Raw genomic sequence first — 17,443 nt, forward strand, 5'->3', positions numbered from 1 at the left:
TTGCCACGCTTCGTCGGGAGCGGCTTGCTCCCACTTTAACACTCCGAGGGCAAATGTCAAGAGGCAAGGGACACCGCCCTCTCGCCCACTCTTTCTCCGCTTGCGGGAGCGCGGCGCCTCTCCACTCCGAGCCTCAGGGAGTTGGCGGCCACCACCAGGGAACTGCCCGCCATCAGTGCGGCCGATGCGATGGGATGGATGAGCCCCGTCACCGCCAGGGGTAAAGCGACCAGATTATAGGAGAAGGCCCAGAAGAGGTTCTGCCTGACGGCCCCAAGCGTGTGGGAGGCTATCTTGAGGAGAGAAGGGAGAAGCCGAAGGTCCTCTCTCAGGAAGACCACGTCGGCGCTCTTTCGGGCGACGTCGGTCGCCTTACCCACCGCAACCCCCACATGGGCCTCGGCCAGCGCGGCAGCGTCGTTTATGCCGTCGCCCACCATCATCACCCTCCTGCCCGATTCCCGCAAAGCGCGGACGTATTGCGCCTTCTCGATGGGGGAGGCCCCGCCCCTGATAACGTCCGCCTCCCCGGCGCGTTCTTCCTCGCCCAGGAGGCCGGCCTCCACAGCCATTGTCCTTACGGCCTCCGGGATATCCCCGCTCCGCACTCGCACGTCCAGGCCCCTCGCCGCGAGGGCCCTCATGACCTCGCCCGCCTCGGGCCTCGGGGGGTCGGCCAGGGCGAACCACCCGGCAAGCCCGCCATCCTGGGCCAGGCCCACCACGGTCTTCCCCGCCCGGCTCAGGCCGGCCCGCATGTCTTCCTCCGCGGGCCTCCACGTGACGCCCCGCTCCCTGAGGAAACGCCCGCTCCCCAGCACGACGTTCCGCCCGCCGACCCTGCCCTCTACGCCGCCTCCGGGGTGGGCCCTGAAATCCTCCACCGGAAGGAGGCCGCCCTCGGCGGCCCCTGCCAGGGCCCGTCCCAGGGCGTGCTCCGAACGGCTCTCCAGGGAGGCGGCCAGTAGACGGAGCTCCTCCTCGCCCATGCCCGTGGCCGCCACATCGGTGAGAGCGGGCCGCCCCATGCTCAGGGTGCCGGTCTTGTCGAAGACGACGACGTCCACCCCGCCCAGGGCCTCCAGCACGTCGCCCCCTCTGAGTAAAATCCCCTCCGAGGAGGCCCGCGAGGAGCCCCTCAGCATGGCCATGGGAGTGGCCAGCCCCAGGGCGCAGGGGCAGGCGATGACCAGCACCGAGACGGCGTTCATGAGGGCGGCCGAGGTCCCCACGCCCCGCGAGAGCCAGTAAAGGAACGTCCCCGCCGCCACAGCGCAGACGGCGGGCACCGCCCATCCCACTACCTTGTCAGCCGCCCTCTGAACGGGGGCCTCCCGTCCCTGGGCCTCCTCGACCGCGCGGATGACCCGGGCCAGCACGGTGTCTCCGGTTCCCCCGCTGGCCCTGAGCGTGATGCTCCCCGTAAGGTTCGCGGTCCCGGCAAAGACCCGTTCCCCCGGGGCCTTTCCCACGGGCATGGGCTCGCCCGTAAGCATGGACTCGTCCACCTCGCCGCCGCCGGCCACCACCATGCCATCAAGGGGAACGGCCTCCCCCGGGATAACCTCGAGGAGGTCGCCCTCCCTGAGGGCAGACAGGGGAACGACCTGCCGCTCTCCGCCGCTCAGGACGGCCCGGGCCTGACAGGGCTGGAGGGACAGGAGGGCGCCCAGGGCCTCCTGTCCCTTGCCCCTGGCCCCCGCCTCAAGGAGCCGCCCGAAGAGGATGAGGGTGACGATCATCACCGCGGTGTCGAAGTAGACCTCCCCTCCCCTGAGCACCTGCACGGCACTGAAGGCGTACGCGCTCATGGAGCCCAGAAAGACCAAGGTGTCCATGGTGGCCGCGCGATTGCGGATGCCCCGGAGAGTGTGGACGATGAAGGGATACCCGGAGTAAAAGAGCACCGGGGTCGCCAGGGCCCACATGACGGCCTGGATGAGCCTCTTGGCCCAGGGGTCCATGCCGTCGAAGTAGCCAATGTACAGGGCCAGAGAGAAAAGCATGACCTGAAGCGAGAAAAACCCCGCCGTCCCCAGGCGTATGAGGAGGCTCTTCCTTTCCCGGGCGATGGCCTCCGCAAAGCCGGAGGAGAAGGCGGGGCGGGGCGAATACCCCAGCGAGCTTATCCTTTCCAGAACGGCCCCGAGGTCCGTCCTCTCCGGGTCCCAGCGTACCCTTGCCCGGTGGGTCGCGTAGTTGACCCTGGCGGAGGTCACCCCCGCCTGCCTGCCCAGCACACGCTCGATGAGCCAGACGCAGGCCGCGCACCTTAGGCCCGAAAGCGAGAGGTCCAGTTGTCTTTCGCCCCCTGCGCTCAGGACCTGGTCCTCGAAGAGCGCCGGCGAGGCGGCCTCGAAGACCGGACGCCCGGGCCTCCATCCCTCCCGAAGGCCGTAGAAAGACGCGAGGCCCTGCCCGCAAAGAAGCTGGTAAACCCCACGGCAGCCCGTGCAGCAGAACGTCTTGTCGCCTTCCCGGACGGCCCCCGCCCCCGCGGCCTCCCCCAGGCAATGGGCACACGTCGGCGTATGCTCCGGCCTTTCCATCAGCCCAGCGCCCTCACGAGGATGAGCACCCCCATGAGAACGACGATACCCCCCGAGACCGCGGACAGCCTCTTCCTTGCCCGCTCACCCAGGAGCCCGGCCACCTTGCCGAAGGCCGCCAGGGGGGCCACCGTCCCCAGGCCGAAAAGAAACATCAGGGCCATGCCGCTTAAGAGGGCCGCTCCGTGAGTTTGGGCCTCCACGCCCATCCCCAGGGCGGTCATCAGGACCGAATAGACCAAGCCGCAGGGCAGAAAACCCAGGGCCACACCCATGGGATAGAACGTCCCCACCGACGCCTCGCCCGCGAAAAGGCCCACGAGCCGCCCAAGTACGGGGAGACGCCCCACCCCTCTTTCGAGGTAGCCGGCCAGAGGCAGCCATCCCGCCGTGCTCGCCCCCATGAGGACGACGAACACCCCCGCCAGGGCCATGGGCATCTTCCCGAGCCAGTGCAGATGCTCCGCCGGGAGAACCCCGGCGGCCGTCACCGAGAAAGAGCCCGCGAGTGCCACGCCAGCCCCGAGGAGCACGTAGGTGGTTATTCTGCCGGCGTTATAAAGCGCGTGGGGAAGAAAGCTCCTGGCCGGCAGGACCAGCGAATAGGACGCCACGATGGGGCCGCACATGCCGATGCAATGGCCCAGGCCTCCGGTGAGTCCGGCAGCCAGGGTCAGGAGATAGATTTCCGGCATGCCCCAAGCGTACCGGAAAAAGAAATGACGGGCAAGCGCACCGGAAGAGCCTTCGCCGGGCTGTGTTACCATAAGGCATCTCTAAAAAAGGGGTCACGTGGCGGAGACATCATACAAGAAGTGGATATTGGGCCTAGTCCTTCTTCTCCTGGTGGGCGGGGCCGTCCTCGTGCTCACCGGCCTGCCTCGCCGGGGAGGGGAGCGGGAGCCCCTCGTCCCGGCGGCACCGGCAGAGGGATTTGCGGCGAAGGAGCGGAACCTGCGGGAGCAGATCCGGAACAGCCCGGAGCGGGCGGAGCTTTACGCGAGCCTGGGCGACCTGTACTTTGAGCAGCAGGATTTCGCCCGCGCGGCGGACGAATACGAAGAGGCCCTCAAGCGAAATCCGCAGGACGCGGACACCTACAACGACCTGGGGCTGGCCCTCCACTACCTGGGGCAGGAGGACAAGGCCGTCGAAACATTGAGAAAAGGAACGGACGCGGACCCCTCCTACCAGCGTATCTGGCTCTCCCTGGGGTACGTCCTTCTCTCAAGCGGCAAAACCAGGGAGGCCCGGGATGCCCTAGAGAGAGCCGTCGAGCTGGGCCCTGAGACCACGATGGGCAGGGAGGCCCGGAAGTTCCTGCAGGGGCTGCCCCCGGCCCAATAAGGCTTGCTTCGAAGAACCGGCCTCACCTTTTCCGTGGCGGCGCTTTCAGCCTCTGCACCGCCGTCTTTACCCTCTGGCGGGAGAAATCCCTCTCCTCGCAGAGAAAGCGGTAAACCCCTTCCTCGTCGGGCTCTTCGAAGGAGATGCCGTAGTCGTCCGTCACCTCGGGGCGCAGAAAGACGTCCCTTATTTCTTCGTAGCGCTCCGTCACCTTCCTCCCGACCTCGGCGGGAAGGTCCTCCAGGCGCCCGTGTTTCTTTAACAGGTTAAGGGCCGTCTTGGGACCGATGCCCCTGATGCCGGGGTTGAAGTCCGTCCCCATGAGGATGGCCAGGTCCACGAGCTGCTCCCTGCTTATGCCCAGCTTGTCCAGCATTCTCCCGGCATGGATTATCTCGGGGACGAGGGGGCGGGAGATTCCCTTGCTGGGGAGGCGCTCCCTGCCGGTGAAGGTGACGAACCTGACCAGGCGCGGCGCCCCGAAAAGAAGGGAGTCGAAGTCCTTGCTTCCCACGGCCCAGGCGTCCCCCCACGAGGCCATGTGGGCGGCCTGCGCTTCGCCCTCCCCCGGCGCCTGAACGAAGGGAATTCCCAGAAGGGCCAGGAGGCGTTTGGCATCCTCGGTCATCGAGGGGGTAAGCCGCGAGGTCATCACGGCCTTGGAATAGGCCTCCGCGAGGTCTCCCCGCGCCCGTGCCTCCCGATACTCCCGCTCGTACCGCTCCCTCAGCCGCCGCCTCCCGGCCAGGACCTCCCGTTTGAGCCGCGGGGGCTTCCCGTCGAACACGAAGACCAGCCGGGCCCCGTGCTCGCTCACGAGCCGGGTAGAGCGGTACAGAAGGCCCACCAGGTGGGAGGTAACGTTGCCGCGGGAGTCCCGAAGCGGGGTGCCGTCGGGCTGGCGAATCAGGGCCAGAAACTGATACAGCTCCGCGTTTCCGTCCACGGCCAGGACCCTGTCGCGGAGGGCCTCAAGAGTGCTCTCCTCCCTGAGGGCGATGGGTGCGAGGTTCACTCCCATACCGGCCTTACGCCTCCGCGGGCCGGGGCGCAAGCTGTCCCCTGTAAATTTTCCCGATGCTCTGGATGGTATCGGCCTCGCGGGGGGTCTTGTCCTCCCTCAGGCGGGCGATGCGGGCAAACCGGAGGGCATAGCCTCCCCGGTAACGGGGGCTTCTCTGGATGTCGGAGAAAAGCACCTCCACCACCACCCGGGGCTCCACGAAGACGGTGCCTCCGCGCTCGCCCCTCTTCAGGGCCAGAAGCCGCCTGGTCATCTCCTGAAACTCCCCATCCGTAAGGCCCTTGTACGTCTTTCCCACCATGACGAGCCCACCGCTTTCCTCGTCGCGCGCCGAAAGGTGGTAATTGCTCAGCCAGCCCCGTCTCCGCCCGTAGCCCCACTCCGCAGCCGTGATGACCAGGTCCAGGGAGATGGCTTTCTTCACTTTGAGCCAGAGCCCGCCCCGCATCCCCGGCCTATAGGGCGAACCGAGGGCCTTGGCCAGAAGCCCCTCGAAGCCTTCGTCCACGGCCCTCCTGAAGAAGGCTTCGCCCTCGGCCAGGCTCCGGGGCACGATGCGGGGGGCGAGGGACAGGCCCGTCCGGCGCAGGGCCTCCCAGCGCTCGGCGTAGGGGAGGTCTACGAGGAGTGAGCCGTCCTTGTAAAGGATGTCAAAGAAGAAAACCCGCACGGGAAGCTCCTCAATCATCCGCTTGAGGTCCCTTTTCCGCCCGAGCCTCCGGCTCAGGACCTGAAAAGGCAGGGGACGGCCGTCCCTGTCCAGGGCCGCGACCTCGCCGTCCAGGACCGCGCTTTCCAGAGCGAGCGCGCTCCGCACGTCGCGCACAACCTCGGGGAAGACCGGCGTCAGGTCGCTCAGGCTCCGGGAGTAAAGGCGGCAATTCCCCGCATCGCAGTGCGCCTGGATGCGGGCGCCGTCTATCTTGTACTCCAGGGAAAAGGGAGCCTCCATGGCCCCGAAGACCTCCGCCACGTCCGTTGCCATCTCGGCCAGCATGGGCTTGACCGGCCGGAAAAGGCGGATGCTCTCTTCCCCGAGCCCTTCGGCGCCCCGGGCAATGGCCACCCCGGCCACGCGGCCCACGTCACCCGTGAGCATGTTGGCCCGGCGGAGAAGCTCGCCCTCGATGCCCAGGGTGCGGCCCAGCGACTCCAGGACCATGCCCTCCTCCACGCCGTGGCGCATCTCGCCCACCACGGCCTTGGCCAGGCACTTGGCCTCCAGGGGACTGGCGCGGGCGAGGAGCCCCCTCAAGAGGTCGAGCTTTCGCGCCCGGGAGCCCGGCCCCGCAGCCCCGGCTATCTCCTCCAGGGCGCGGTAGACGCCGGAAATGGTAAGCCCGCCGCCCTCAGGGCGGTGCCCGCCCTCCTTGAGGAGGATGCGGACCGCCTCGCCGAAATCGGCCGCCCTGCGGAAGGCGTCCTCCACCCGGTCCCGGGTGAGAACGAGGAGGCCCGACAGGGCCTCGAAAAACGACGAGCCGCTTATGTTCAGGGTGCGGTGGTCGGCTTTGGGAAAGACGTCGCCCAGGACGAGGTGGACGGCGACGGGGACCTCCTCCGAAGGAAGCTCCATAAGAAATTCTCCCAGGAGCCGGGAAAGCTCCGTACGCTTCTTCGTCCTCTCCAGCTCCCGGCACAGGCCGGCGAGCCGGGCAAAAGGGGTCTCATCCATCGCATGAAAAGTTTTTTTCTTTCACTCTACCACCCCGGCCGGATGAAAGAAAGAAATGCCGGGGCAGGCGGAAGACGGGGATGCTCCGCTTCTTGACAGCCACACCCCGTTTTGATAGCTTTCGGCTATGGAAGCAGGCAAGTTCTGCACGCCCGACATGTGCTCCCTCTGCGAAGAGATTGCCTCGGCGTACGGACTGGACGAGACCCTGAACGTGCTGGCCCGGAACATGGCAAACGCCCTGAACGCCAGGGCCTGCGCCATCTATCTCTTCGAGCGGGAGAAGCTTTCCCTCGTGCCCGCCGCCTCCCACGGCCTCCCAATTGGCCTCCTCCCGAGCGGTCCCCGCCCTGTGAAGGAGGGCTCGATTGAGCTCAGGGTGCTCGGGGGAGAGGTGGTGGACGTCCCGGACATCGCGGGAAGGTCCGACGTCCTGGACGGCGAAGCCCTGGCGTCGGCCGGCGTGCGGTCCGCCTCTTTCCACTGCCTCCGGGTGCGAGGCAGGGCCCTGGGCCTTGTGGCGGTGTACAGCGACGCACCCCGGGAGCTTTCGGAGGTGGAGAGGAGGACGGCCCGGACCCTGACCTCCCTGGGCGGGGTCCTTGCAGACAGGGCGACCATCTGGGAGAGGATGGAAACCCTCATCGAGACGGCGCGCTCCCTGAGCTCCACGCTCTCCCTGGACGAGGTCCTGGGCAGGCTCGTGGAGCGGGCGGCGGAGTCCCTGGACCTCAAGGCCGCTTCCATCAGGCTCCTGGGCCCCGAGAGGGAGAGGCTTGACATCAGGGCCACCTACGGGCTGAGCGACGCCTATCTGGCCAAGGGACCCGTGGAGGTGGCCAGAAGCCCCCTGGACAGGGAATGCATCGCGGGCAACGTCGTCGAGATATCCGACGTCGAGCGCGACGGGAGGCTCCAGTATCAGGAGGCCATCCGGGAAGAAGGCATAGGGGCGCTGCTTTCCGTCCCCCTCACCTCGCGGGGCACGGTGCTCGGCGTCCTCAGGGTCTATACGGCTCATCCCTACAAGTTCTCCCGGTCCGAGGTCGATTACATCTCCGCCCTGGCAAGCCACGGGGCGGCTGCCATCGAGAACGCGCGCCTCTTCGAGCACATCCAGAAAGAGTACGAGGAGCTGACCAGGGATGTCTGGAAATGGTACGACTGGGGTGCGCGCTTCCCCCGGATGTAAGGCCGTCCTCACGCCCAAGGAATCATTGCCGGGGCTCCTGGACTCCCTGCGCCCCGCATACGGGCTTGCCGGCCCGGTCCCCTTGGGAGAACAGACCGTCTTCAGCCGCGTGGACTCCGCCGGGCAATTGAAGATGGACTATTCCTCCACCATGGCTCCTCCGGGGAAGCTCTTCCTTTATCCGTCCAGGGAGAACATTCTCCGGTTCCGCACCGAAGGGGAAAGCGCGGAGGTGGAGAGTTTTCCGGCGGAGACGGCCAAGACGCTGCTCCTCGGCGTGCACGCCTGCGACGTACACGCCGTCGTTTACCTGGACAAGGTCTTTCACAACGACCCCTTCTACCGCGCCAGAAGGGAAAATACTCTTCTGGTGGCCATCAATTGCACGGAGCCCACCCCCTTCTGCTTTTGCTCCTCCGTGGGGACGGGCCCTTTCCTCAGGGCCGGGGAAGGCTATGACGCGGTGCTTACGGACCTCGGCGAGCACTACCTGGTGGAGCTCGTAAGCGACAGGGCCGGGGACCTTCTGCGCATCGAGGGCGAGGCCGTGGGAGAGAACGTCTGGCGGCGGAAGGCCGCGCGGGAAGAAGAGGTGCGCGGGAAAATCACCAAGAGGATGGATGTGGAGGGCCTGGACGAGCTTCTTCTTCGGAACACGGAGCATCCCGTCTGGTCGGAGACGGCGGACAGCCGTTGCCTCTCCTGCGCCAACTGCGTGATGGTCTGCCCCACCTGCTTCTGCCACGACATCGTGGACCGCGTGGACATGGCGCTTACCGAGACCGTGCGCTTCAGGCACTGGGACGCCTGCCAGGACCAGAAGTTCGCCGCCGTGCACGGGGGCAACTTCAGGCGCACGCGGGCCGCACGGCTCAGGCAGTTCGTCATGCACAAGCTCGACTACACGGCCCAGTTCGACACCATGGGCACGGTGGGCTGCGGGCGGTGCATCCAGTGGTGCCCCACGCGCATCGACTTGACGGAGATGGCCAAGGAGATACAAAGGAGCCCCGGTGAAAAACCTTCTCTTGCCCGATAAGGCGGTCATAAGGGACATCAGGCGGGAGACCGGGGACGTCCGCACGTATACCCTCTCTTTGGAAGGAGACAGCCTTCATGCCCTGCCGGGGCAGTTCAACATGCTCGGATGGCCCGGCGTGGGCGAAGCACCCATCTCCGTGAGCTCGCTGCACGGCCCGGAGGGCATCCAGCACACCATACGGGCCGTGGGAAGGGTGACCAACTTCCTCGCCTCCATGGCCGAGGGTGACGAAATCTTCATCCGGGGCGCCTACGGGAGCCCCTGGCCCCTGAGGAACGCCGAGGACATGGAGCTTGTCCTGGTGGCCGGCGGCCTGGGGATGGCGCCCCTGAGGCCCGTGGTGCAGTCCATCGTGCGAGGCGAACACCGGCCCGGAGACGTCACCCTCGTCTACGGGGCCCGCGACCCCCTGAGCATGCTTTTCAGGGACGAGCTGGACGGCTGGCGGAGACACTTTCGCCTGCACCTTACCGTGGACGAGGTCCCCGAGGGCGTCCCCTGGGACGGGGGGGTGGGCCTGGTCACCGAGTACATGGAGGACGTGGCGCAAAGGCCGTCGCAGGCCGTCGCCTTTCTCTGCGGGCCCGAGATCATGATGCGCTTTGCCGCCCGAAAGCTCCTCATGAAGGGCATGCCCCCGGGGCAGATATACGTCTCCATGGAGCGGCGGCTCAAGTGCGGCATCGCACAGTGCGGCCACTGCCAGCACGGAAGCGCCTTCGTCTGCAAGGACGGGCCCGTCTTCCGCTACGGCGACGTCGGCAGGTTCCCCGACGGCCTGCTTTAAAGGGCGCGCCAACCAACGCAATGGAGAAGACACCGAACATGCAGCCGCGGAGAAAGCCCCGCCTGGGGTTCTTCAAGTACTCCTGCTGTGCGGGATGCGAGTTCACGCTCATCTTCTTCCAGAGGCGCATCGTGGAGACCCTCCGGGGCTTCGACTTCGCCTATTGCCGCATGGTCTCAAGCGCGGGCACGCCCGAAGGGCCCTTCGACCTCGCCCTGGTGGAAGGCACCATCACCGAGGCCTGGCAGGCCGACGAGCTCAAGAAGATACGCCGGAGGAGCCGCCTTTTGCTGGCCATCGGCTCCTGTGCGGTAAACGGCGGCATACCCGCCATCAAGGCCACGCATCCCGAGGACGACGTCCAGCGGCGGGTCTACCGGGACCTCGAAAACATCCATTCCATCCGGCCCCACGCCCTTGACGCCTATGTGCGCGTGGACGGCGAGATAAAGGGCTGCCCTCCCGGGGAGCGGGACCTGGAGGAGGCCCTCACTTCGGTGCTCATGCAAAAGAAGCCCGATTTCCTCGAGTACAGCGTCTGCATCGAGTGCAAGGCCAGAAACAACATCTGCATCCTGGTGGCCCACGGGATGCCCTGCATGGGGCCGGTGACCAACGCCGGCTGCGGCGCCCTCTGCCCCTCGAACCAGAGGGCGTGCTACTCCTGCTGGGGACCGATGAAGCAGGCCAACGGGCTGGCCCTGGCCAGGACGTTCGAGGCCCTGGGCCTTTCGCCGGAGGACATCGTGGGAAAGTTTACCCTGTTCGGCGCCGACACCGTACAGTACCGGCAGGTGCGGGAGCACTATGAAGCATAAGATAGCCTATCTGGCCCGCGTGGAGGGCGAGGCCGCCGTCACTTTCGAGATTAAGGACGGCAAGCTCTCCGAGCTGGTCCTGAACATCTGGGAGCCCCCCCGGTTTTTCGAGGGGTTTCTCGCCGGGCGCACGTTCGACGAGGTCCCGGACATCGTGGCCCGCATCTGCGGGATATGTCCCATATCGCACATGACGACGGCCATCCGCGCCCTTGAGAGGGCCTTGGGGCTCGAGCCGCCTCCCCAGACGGTGGCCCTCCAGGAGGTGATGGCCCTGAGCCAGATAGCGGCCAGCCACCTGGTGCACCTTTACATGCTTGCCCTCCCGGACTTCCACGGCATGGCCTCGGCCGCGGAGCTCCTGCCCCGTTTCGAGGGCGAAGTCGGAAGGTTCCTCAGGATGAAGGAAGTCCTGAACGATGCAAGCGCGCTTTACGGCGGCAGGGCGCTGCATCCCGTATCCATGGTGGTGGCCGGTTTTACGAATCCCCCGTCGCAAGACCGGGTGGGGGACATCGTAAGGAGACTCGAAGGCATAAAGGCCGACGCCCTGGAGACGGTGAAAATGGTGGCGGGGCTCCCGGTGCCGGACCTCACGAACGAAGCCGAGTACGCCGCCCTCAAAAGCGCGAACCGTTACGCCGTCAACGCCGGGAGGCTGGCCTCAAGCGGAGGCATCGACGCGCCCGAGGAGGACTACCCGGAGTACATCGAGGAAACACAGGTGCCCCACGCCAACGCCAAGCGGAACATGGTCAAGGGACGGGGGGCCCTGATGGTGGGGGCCTTGGCCAGGACGAACCTGAAATTCGCACAGCTCCATGACGACGCCAAGGCAGCCGCAGCCGGTGTGGGCTTCGGTCCGCCGGCGGACAACCCCTTTTTGAACAACCTGGCCCAGGCGGTGGAGGTGGTGCATGTCCTGAGCCGCATGATAGAGATACTCGCGACCCTTCCGGGCGGGCGGCCCTGGGTGGAGGTCCGTCCCCGGGAGGGCGAGGGCTCCGCCCTGACCGAAGCTCCCCGGGGCCTTCTCTTCCATTCCTACACCCTCGACCGGAGGGGCCACGTGGTCAGGGCCAACATCGTGACGCCCACGGCCCACAATTTCATGGGGCTGGAGGAAAACCTGAGAAAGCTCATCGAGAAACACGCCGGGGAGGAAAAGGACGAGATTGCCCTCCTCTCAGAGATGCTCGTCCGGGCCTACGACCCCTGCTTTTCCTGCTCCGTACACTGACGCCACCCACCGGCGGACGGACAAGCCGCTCAGGCGGTGCGGATTCCCTAGAGCAATTTAATAAATTATGTAGCCGAAGGCCTCCTTGTCGTAGCCGTTTGACCTGAGGCGGCTCGGCAGTGACTTCTTTGGAGGAACTGCCTATGGAGGGCGGCCGCCGTTGCATAAAGAAAGAGGTCTGCGAACGTTCCGGCCCGATAGGGCCGGTGCAGGGCGTTTCAAGAGGCTGTTCCACCCATTCGTCACTCACATAAGGCCGCCCGGACAGTAATAAGACTCCTTGCCGCAGAATAATCCTCTCTTCCCCACTTTTGAACTAAGAGGGGAAGAGAGGATGGGTGAGTTGGGGAGATAGATAATTAAAAAAACCGGGGCCGGGGGCGGAGCGCCCCGTAATAACAATGCAACTCTTCTGACTCCCTAACCCACCTCTTCTCCCTCTCCCTTAAATCGGCCACAGGTCAAGTTAGATTGCTCTAGGGTGTTCCGGACTCCATCATCCGCTTGAGGTTTTTCAGGTCCTCTTTCATCTGCTCGCCGGTTACGACGTCAAGCACCGTGTCCTCCAGAAAAGAGTTGTACTTCCCCGGGGGTTTGTAGGAGAGCTCCACGGTCACTTCGGTGGCGCCCCCTTCCTTCTCCGCGAGGCTCAGCGCCCCCCTGTTTTGCACGCGGGAGCCCGGCAGCGAGCGCCACTCGATGACCTCGTTCTCCTCGTCCCGGACGATTTCCGACTCCCAGCCGAGGTCCCCCACGGGTGTCTTGATGGTCCAGCGGCTGCGCCCGCCCCCCAGGTCCTCGACGGAGTCCAGATGGTCGATAAAGCGGGGGAGGTTCTCGAAGTGCCGCCAGAACCCGTATATGTCGCCGGCCTTGCGTTTTATGGTGATGCTTTCCTTGACGTGTACTTCCGGCATGTCACCTTCCTCCTCGTCTCCAGCCGCGCATCAAGTGCCTGCCGCCTCCTCTAGGGGCCTCCCAGGCTCAACGCCTGGATAACCGCGATGAGGGAGCCAGGATAGACCCCGAACCACAGGAGGGCGAGGGCCAGGACGCCGAGGACCAGGCTCTCTCCCGCTCCGGCCAAAACCCGCTCCCCGGGGGCTGCCGGGGCATAGAGGGCAGCCACGATGCGCAGATAGTAGTACAGGCCGATGCCGCTGTTTACAAGGAGCGTCACTACCAGGGCCCAGTGGGCCGCGCCGACTCCGGCGGCAATGACATAGAACTTTCCGATGAATCCCGCCGTCAGGGGGATGCCCGCGAGGGAGAAAAGGACGAAGGTAAAAACACCGCCCAGCCACGGGCTCCGGCGGAAGAGCCCCCGGTACTCGTCGAGATGGCCCGTGCGCCGCTGTGCTTCGGAGAGGACCGTCACCACGCCGAAGGCCCCGAGCATGGTCACCACGTAGGCGGTGATGTAAAACGTGACGGCCGTCGTCCGCATCTGGCCGCTTGCCAGGAAGGCCACCAGGATATAGCCCATGTGGGCGATGGACGAGTACCCGAGAATGCGCCTGACGTTCTGCTGCCTGAGGGCCAGCAGATTGCCCACGAACATCGAAAGCACGGCGATAACCGCCAGGACCGCAAAGAGGGGACCCGTCTCCGCAAAGCTCAGGCCCGAGAAATAGCGCACAAGAAGGGCGAACATCGCTCCCTTGGATATGGTGGCCACGTAGCCCGCCACCGGGGCGGGGGCCCCCTCGAAGATGTCCGGCGTCCACATGTGAAAGGGGGCCACGCCCAGCTTGAACCCCACCCCGACGACCACCATCCCCATGCCCGTCAGGGCCAGGGCCGACCCGGGGTGGGAGAGCCTCGAGGCCAGGGCGGCAAACTCCATGGTGCCCGCCTCCAGGTAAAGAAGGGCCATCCCGAAAAGCAGAAAGGCCGACGAAACTCCCGCCAGGACGAGATACTTTACGCCGGCCTCTATGCCGGGCTCGTGCGCGCGCCGGTACCCGATGAGGGCGTAGAGCGAGACGCTCAGTATCTCCAGCCCGAGGAAGAAGGAGGCCAGGTGGGCCGCGGCCACCAGGACCATGGAGCCCAGGGAGGCCAAGAGAAGCAGTATGTAGTACTCCTCGCGGATGCCGCCCCCCCTCTGGATGACGCCGTAGGACATTATGGCCACGGCCAGCGCGGAGACCAGGATGAGGGCGAGGTAGAAGACCGCGTACGTGTCCAGGACAAGCAGGCTCGTCACCGGGTGCGGCAGGCCCGATAGTGAGCTCAGGGAGGCCGCGGAGAAGAAAAGCGCCGCCGCCGTGAGGCCGAAGGTCAGGTCGTAATGCCGCTTGACCGCCAGGGCGAGCATGACCAGGACCGGGGCGGCCCCCATGATGAGAAAGGGGATGAGGGGCAGAAGGTCATTTGCTCTCATGCATGCCCTCCATGGGCTCCGTCAGTGCCGCCTCCACCTGGGCGGCCTGCGACAGGCGGCTCAGGTTCTGGATGCCGTGCCGGGCGGTCCTGAGCACGGGCCCGGGATAGATGCCGATGGCGATGATGAGGGCAGCCATGACCGAGAGGGTGAGGACTTCCCGCACCCGGAGGTCGGGGAACTCAAGCCCCTCTCTCTTCCCGCCGAAAAAGGCCTGCTGCATGAACCAGAGGCCGTAGATGGCCGAGGCCACCAGCACTATGGCCGCGATGCCCGCCGCCCAGGGGTTCACCTTGTATGCTCCCAGCAGAACCAGGAACTCCCCGACGAAATTCCCCATCCCGGGCAGCCCCACGGAGGCCAGGGCGAAGATCATGGCCATGCCCCCCATGCGGGGTGCCGCCGACCAGAGGCCGCCCACGGCCGCCATCTCGCGGGAGCCCACCCGCTCCTGAAGCTCTCCGACCAGGACGAACAGCGCCCCGGTGCTTATGCCGTGGCTCACTATCTGCACCACCGCTCCCTCCAGGGCCCAGTTGTTCCAGATGCTGACGGCCAAGAGGACGAAGCCCATGTGGCTCACGCTCGTATAGGCGACCAGCCGCTTGAGGTCGGTCTGGGAGAAGGCCATCACCGCCCCGTAGAGGATGCCCGCCACGGCCAGCACGACGCCCCCCCAGGCAAGGGCCGCCGCGGCTTCGGGGAAGAGGGGCACGGCGAAACGCAAAAGCCCGTACGCCCCGGTCTTCAACAGGAGCCCCGCCAAGATGACGCTCCCGGCCGTGGGGGCCTCGGTATGGGCGTCGGGCAGCCAGGTGTGGAAGAAGAACGCGGGCAGCTTTACGAGGAAGGCCGCCAGGAAACCGCCCATCAGCCAGAGCGAGGCCGTCCGGCCCAGGGAGGCCCGCAGAAGCTCCACGTAGTCGAAGGTATGTTCTCCCGTGGCCCGCCAATGGATGAAGTACAGCCCCAGGATGGCCGCGAGCATGAAAAGCCCGCTGAGCTGCGTGAAGATGAAGAACTTGACGGCGGCGTACTGGCGGTTCTCGTGTCCCCATATGGAGATGACGAAATACAGAGGCACCAGCATGAGCTCCCAGAAGAAATAGAAAAGGAACAGGTCCAGGGCCAGGAAAACCCCGACAATCCCGGCCAGGCACCAGAGCAGGTTGAAGTAGAAAAACCCCACCCTCTCGGTTATCTCCGTCCACGAGGAGGCCACCGCCACCAGGCCCAGAAAAGCGGTCAGCGCGACGAGGATGACGCTCAGCCCGTCGGCGGCAAGGTGAAAGCCGATGCCCAGCTGGGGAATCCACCGCACCTGAAGCGAGGCCAGCCAGCCCCCTGCCTGGGCACCCTGTGCCGCGGCGGCCCCGAAAAGGGGCAGCACCAGGGCGAAGTCGGCAAGAAGGGCGAAAAGCGCGACGTACCGGGGCGTGCCCTTCCAGAAACGGCCCGCCAGGGCCGCCCCGACGCCCCCCAAAAGAGGGATGACCACGAGCAGGACGAGTATCATGCGAACACCATCATCATTCCCAGGACGAGGATGGCCCCGAAGGCCATCCCGGTGACGTACCAGCGCACCTTGCCAGACTGGGTGGCGCTGAGCCAGCCGTGCACGACGCCGTTGTACCAGGCCGCCCCCGTATAGAAGAGGTCCACGAAATCGTCCTTGTTGACGCGGGCCACAAAGAGAAACGGCCGCACGAGGAGCGCATCATAGAGGCGGTCGAAGCCCCATCCCCCGTGCAGGAGCGCCCGGAGCCCCCCGCCCGGCCCCGTCCGGGCCAGCGAGCGCACGGAGTCCGGCCTGAGCACGTAGAAATAAAAGGCAAGGTATATCCCCAGGAGCGAGGTGGCTGAGGTGACGAACTCTATCAGGATACGGGGGACCGGGAGGGTCCGCTCCTGGAGGGCCGGGAGGACACCGGCCGCTCCGGTCAGGGCGTGGGGCACGTTTATCCATCCTCCCGCGATGGACAATGTCGCCAGCGCCAGAAGGGGGACGCTCATGCGGAGGCCGGGCCGGTACACCACCCTGCCCCTGGCCTGGCCGAAGAAGACCAGAAAAACCATCCGGAAAGAATAAACGGACGTTATCAGGGCCCCGGCGAGACCCGCCCCCCAGAGCCAAGGTCCGCCGTCCGTGGAAAAGAGGGCATCGCTTATGATGAGGTCCTTGCTGTAAAACCCGGCGGTAATCAGGGGGAGCGCCGAGAGCGAGGACGCCCCTACGAGAAACGTCCAGAAGGCCAGGGGCAGTTTTCTCCTGAGCCCTCCCATGCGGAACATGTCCCTTTCGTGCTTCAGGGCATGGATGACCACGCCCGCGCTCAGGAACAGGAGGGCCTTGAAGAACGCATGGGTCATGAAATGGAATATGGCTGCGGCCCACGCTCCCACGCCGAGGGCCAGGAACATATAGCCTATCTGGCTCATCGTGGAGTAGGCCAGGGCACGCTTGATGTCGCGCTGGGCCAGGGCGCTCATGCCCGCAAGCAACAGGGTCAGGGCTCCGATGACCGCAACGGCCAGCTGCACGGAGGGGGCCAGGGTGAAGATGACGTGGGTGCGGGCTATCAGGTAGACGCCGGCCGTCACCATGGTGGCGGCGTGGATGAGGGCGCTCACCGGCGTGGGGCCCGCCATGGCGTCGGGAAGCCAAGTCTGAAGGGGCAGCTGGGCCGACTTCCCCAGGGCGCCGAGCAGGAGGAGCCAGGCCGCCAGCGAGGCCGCGCCGGAGCCCGTCGCCCATTGTTTCTGGGCGACACCCATCAGTTCCTGTATCGTCGTGGTGCCCAGCGCGTGAAAGATGAGGAAAATCCCCACCGCCAGTGCGGCGTCCCCGACGCGCGTCACGATGAAGGCCTTCTGGGCGGCCCACCCGTTGGCGGGGTCCTTGTACCAATAGCCTATGAGCAGGTAGCTGCAAAGCCCCACGCCCTCCCAGCCCAGGTAAAGGAAGGTGAGGTTGTCGGCCAGGACCAGGATGAGCATGGAAGCCACGAAGAGGTCCATGTAGGCGAAGAAGCGGCTGTAATCCTCCTCCTCCATGTACTCCGCCGAATAGACGAGGATGAGGAAGCCCACCCAGGAGACCACCAGGGTCATGACCACGGAGAGGCCATCCAGGTAGAGCGCCACCCGGGGGGAGAAGCCCCCCACGTCAATCCACTGCCAGAGGACCAGGGTGAAACCCTTCGCCCCGGGGCCCAGGCCGGCGAACCCGAGGCCGCACGCCGCGGCGGCAATGGCGGCAAGGCCGACCGAACCCGCGCCCACCGCCGAGACCGCCCGGCGGGGCATCAGGGGGCCCCAGACGGCCAGAAGGGCAAAGCCCGCCAGGGGAAGCGCCGGCACTATCCAGAGAAAGTCGAGCACGC

General features: G+C 65.9%; 14 protein-coding genes. 6 read left to right on the plus strand and 8 right to left on the minus strand.

The features are described from left to right. Positions 1-56: 56 nt before the first annotated feature. Both P8Y39_00510 and P8Y39_00515 read right to left on the minus strand, forming a co-directional pair. Positions 57-2,549, minus strand: a complete 2,493-nt coding sequence (locus P8Y39_00510) for a heavy metal translocating P-type ATPase metal-binding domain-containing protein (protein ID MEJ2190813.1) — start codon at positions 2,547-2,549, stop codon at positions 57-59. Next, positions 2,549-3,244, minus strand: coding sequence for a sulfite exporter TauE/SafE family protein (locus P8Y39_00515; protein ID MEJ2190814.1), 696 nt, complete (start codon positions 3,242-3,244; stop codon positions 2,549-2,551). The genes P8Y39_00510 and P8Y39_00515 overlap by 1 nt, the downstream gene beginning before the upstream one ends. A gap of 97 nt (positions 3,245-3,341) precedes the next feature. Here P8Y39_00515 and P8Y39_00520 point away from each other — a divergent pair, with 97 nt between their 5' ends. Then, positions 3,342-3,896, plus strand: coding sequence for a tetratricopeptide repeat protein (locus P8Y39_00520; protein MEJ2190815.1), 555 nt, complete (start codon positions 3,342-3,344; stop codon positions 3,894-3,896). 22 nt (positions 3,897-3,918) lie between these two features. Here P8Y39_00520 and fen read toward each other — a convergent pair whose 3' ends face one another. After that, a complete protein-coding gene (gene fen, locus P8Y39_00525; GenBank protein MEJ2190816.1) occupies positions 3,919-4,917 on the minus strand; it encodes a flap endonuclease-1 in 999 nt (332 codons plus the stop codon). Positions 4,918-4,924: 7 nt separating this feature from the next. Continuing rightward, positions 4,925-6,595, minus strand: a complete 1,671-nt coding sequence (locus P8Y39_00530) for an ATP-dependent DNA ligase (protein MEJ2190817.1) — start codon at positions 6,593-6,595, stop codon at positions 4,925-4,927. A gap of 127 nt (positions 6,596-6,722) precedes the next feature. Between P8Y39_00530 and P8Y39_00535 the strand changes: the two genes are divergently transcribed. From P8Y39_00535 to P8Y39_00555, 5 genes are read left to right on the plus strand one after another with little or no spacing between them, the layout of a single operon-like run. Then, positions 6,723-7,787, plus strand: a complete 1,065-nt coding sequence (locus P8Y39_00535) for a GAF domain-containing protein (GenBank protein MEJ2190818.1) — start codon at positions 6,723-6,725, stop codon at positions 7,785-7,787. After that, positions 7,765-8,826, plus strand: coding sequence for a 4Fe-4S dicluster domain-containing protein (locus tag P8Y39_00540; GenBank protein MEJ2190819.1), 1,062 nt, complete (start codon positions 7,765-7,767; stop codon positions 8,824-8,826). The genes P8Y39_00535 and P8Y39_00540 overlap by 23 nt, the downstream gene beginning before the upstream one ends. Then, the gene (locus P8Y39_00545; protein MEJ2190820.1) at positions 8,801-9,616 is read left to right on the plus strand and encodes an FAD/NAD(P)-binding protein; all 816 of its coding nucleotides are present in this window, start codon (positions 8,801-8,803) and stop codon (positions 9,614-9,616) included. Before P8Y39_00540 ends, P8Y39_00545 begins: the two co-directional genes overlap by 26 nt. Before the next feature lie 38 nt (positions 9,617-9,654). Next, complete coding sequence (locus P8Y39_00550; GenBank protein MEJ2190821.1) at positions 9,655-10,434, plus strand: oxidoreductase; 780 nt, start codon at positions 9,655-9,657, stop codon at positions 10,432-10,434. Continuing rightward, complete coding sequence (locus P8Y39_00555) at positions 10,424-11,674, plus strand: Ni/Fe hydrogenase subunit alpha (GenBank protein MEJ2190822.1); 1,251 nt, start codon at positions 10,424-10,426, stop codon at positions 11,672-11,674. The genes P8Y39_00550 and P8Y39_00555 overlap by 11 nt, the downstream gene beginning before the upstream one ends. A 476-nt stretch (positions 11,675-12,150) precedes the next feature. Here P8Y39_00555 and P8Y39_00560 read toward each other — a convergent pair whose 3' ends face one another. Genes P8Y39_00560 through nuoL form a run of 4 tightly spaced genes read right to left on the minus strand, consistent with a single transcriptional unit; the run spans position 12,151 to position 17,441 of the window. Beyond that, a complete protein-coding gene (locus P8Y39_00560) occupies positions 12,151-12,591 on the minus strand; it encodes an SRPBCC family protein (protein MEJ2190823.1) in 441 nt (146 codons plus the stop codon). Between the two features lie 50 nt (positions 12,592-12,641). Then, a complete protein-coding gene (locus P8Y39_00565) occupies positions 12,642-14,060 on the minus strand; it encodes an NADH-quinone oxidoreductase subunit N (protein MEJ2190824.1) in 1,419 nt (472 codons plus the stop codon). Continuing rightward, entirely contained in the window at positions 14,047-15,576 is a 1,530-nt protein-coding gene (locus P8Y39_00570) for an NADH-quinone oxidoreductase subunit M (protein ID MEJ2190825.1), read from the minus strand. The genes P8Y39_00565 and P8Y39_00570 overlap by 14 nt, the downstream gene beginning before the upstream one ends. Beyond that, positions 15,573-17,441 (minus strand): NADH-quinone oxidoreductase subunit L, encoded by a 1,869-nt coding sequence (nuoL, locus tag P8Y39_00575; GenBank protein ID MEJ2190826.1) that lies wholly within the window; start codon positions 17,439-17,441, stop codon positions 15,573-15,575. Before nuoL ends, P8Y39_00570 begins: the two co-directional genes overlap by 4 nt. Positions 17,442-17,443 lie beyond the last annotated feature (2 nt).

The sequence above is a fragment of the Nitrospirota bacterium genome (genome assembly GCA_037386965.1).
Lineage (GTDB): Bacteria > Nitrospirota > Thermodesulfovibrionia > Thermodesulfovibrionales > JdFR-86 > JARRLN01.

Coding starts and splice junctions, on each gene's coding strand:
- P8Y39_00570 (MEJ2190825.1), bottom strand. CDS start 15,576: ATGATACTCGTCCTGCTCGTGGTCATCCCTCTTTTGGGGGGCGTCGGG.
- P8Y39_00560 (MEJ2190823.1), bottom strand. CDS start 12,591: ATGCCGGAAGTACACGTCAAGGAAAGCATCACCATAAAACGCAAGGCC.
- P8Y39_00530 (MEJ2190817.1), bottom strand. CDS start 6,595: ATGGATGAGACCCCTTTTGCCCGGCTCGCCGGCCTGTGCCGGGAGCTG.
- P8Y39_00535 (MEJ2190818.1), top strand. CDS start 6,723: ATGGAAGCAGGCAAGTTCTGCACGCCCGACATGTGCTCCCTCTGCGAA.
- P8Y39_00555 (MEJ2190822.1), top strand. CDS start 10,424: ATGAAGCATAAGATAGCCTATCTGGCCCGCGTGGAGGGCGAGGCCGCC.
- fen (MEJ2190816.1), bottom strand. CDS start 4,917: ATGGGAGTGAACCTCGCACCCATCGCCCTCAGGGAGGAGAGCACTCTT.
- P8Y39_00510 (MEJ2190813.1), bottom strand. CDS start 2,549: ATGGAAAGGCCGGAGCATACGCCGACGTGTGCCCATTGCCTGGGGGAG.
- P8Y39_00515 (MEJ2190814.1), bottom strand. CDS start 3,244: ATGCCGGAAATCTATCTCCTGACCCTGGCTGCCGGACTCACCGGAGGC.
- P8Y39_00550 (MEJ2190821.1), top strand. CDS start 9,655: ATGCAGCCGCGGAGAAAGCCCCGCCTGGGGTTCTTCAAGTACTCCTGC.
- P8Y39_00565 (MEJ2190824.1), bottom strand. CDS start 14,060: ATGAGAGCAAATGACCTTCTGCCCCTCATCCCCTTTCTCATCATGGGG.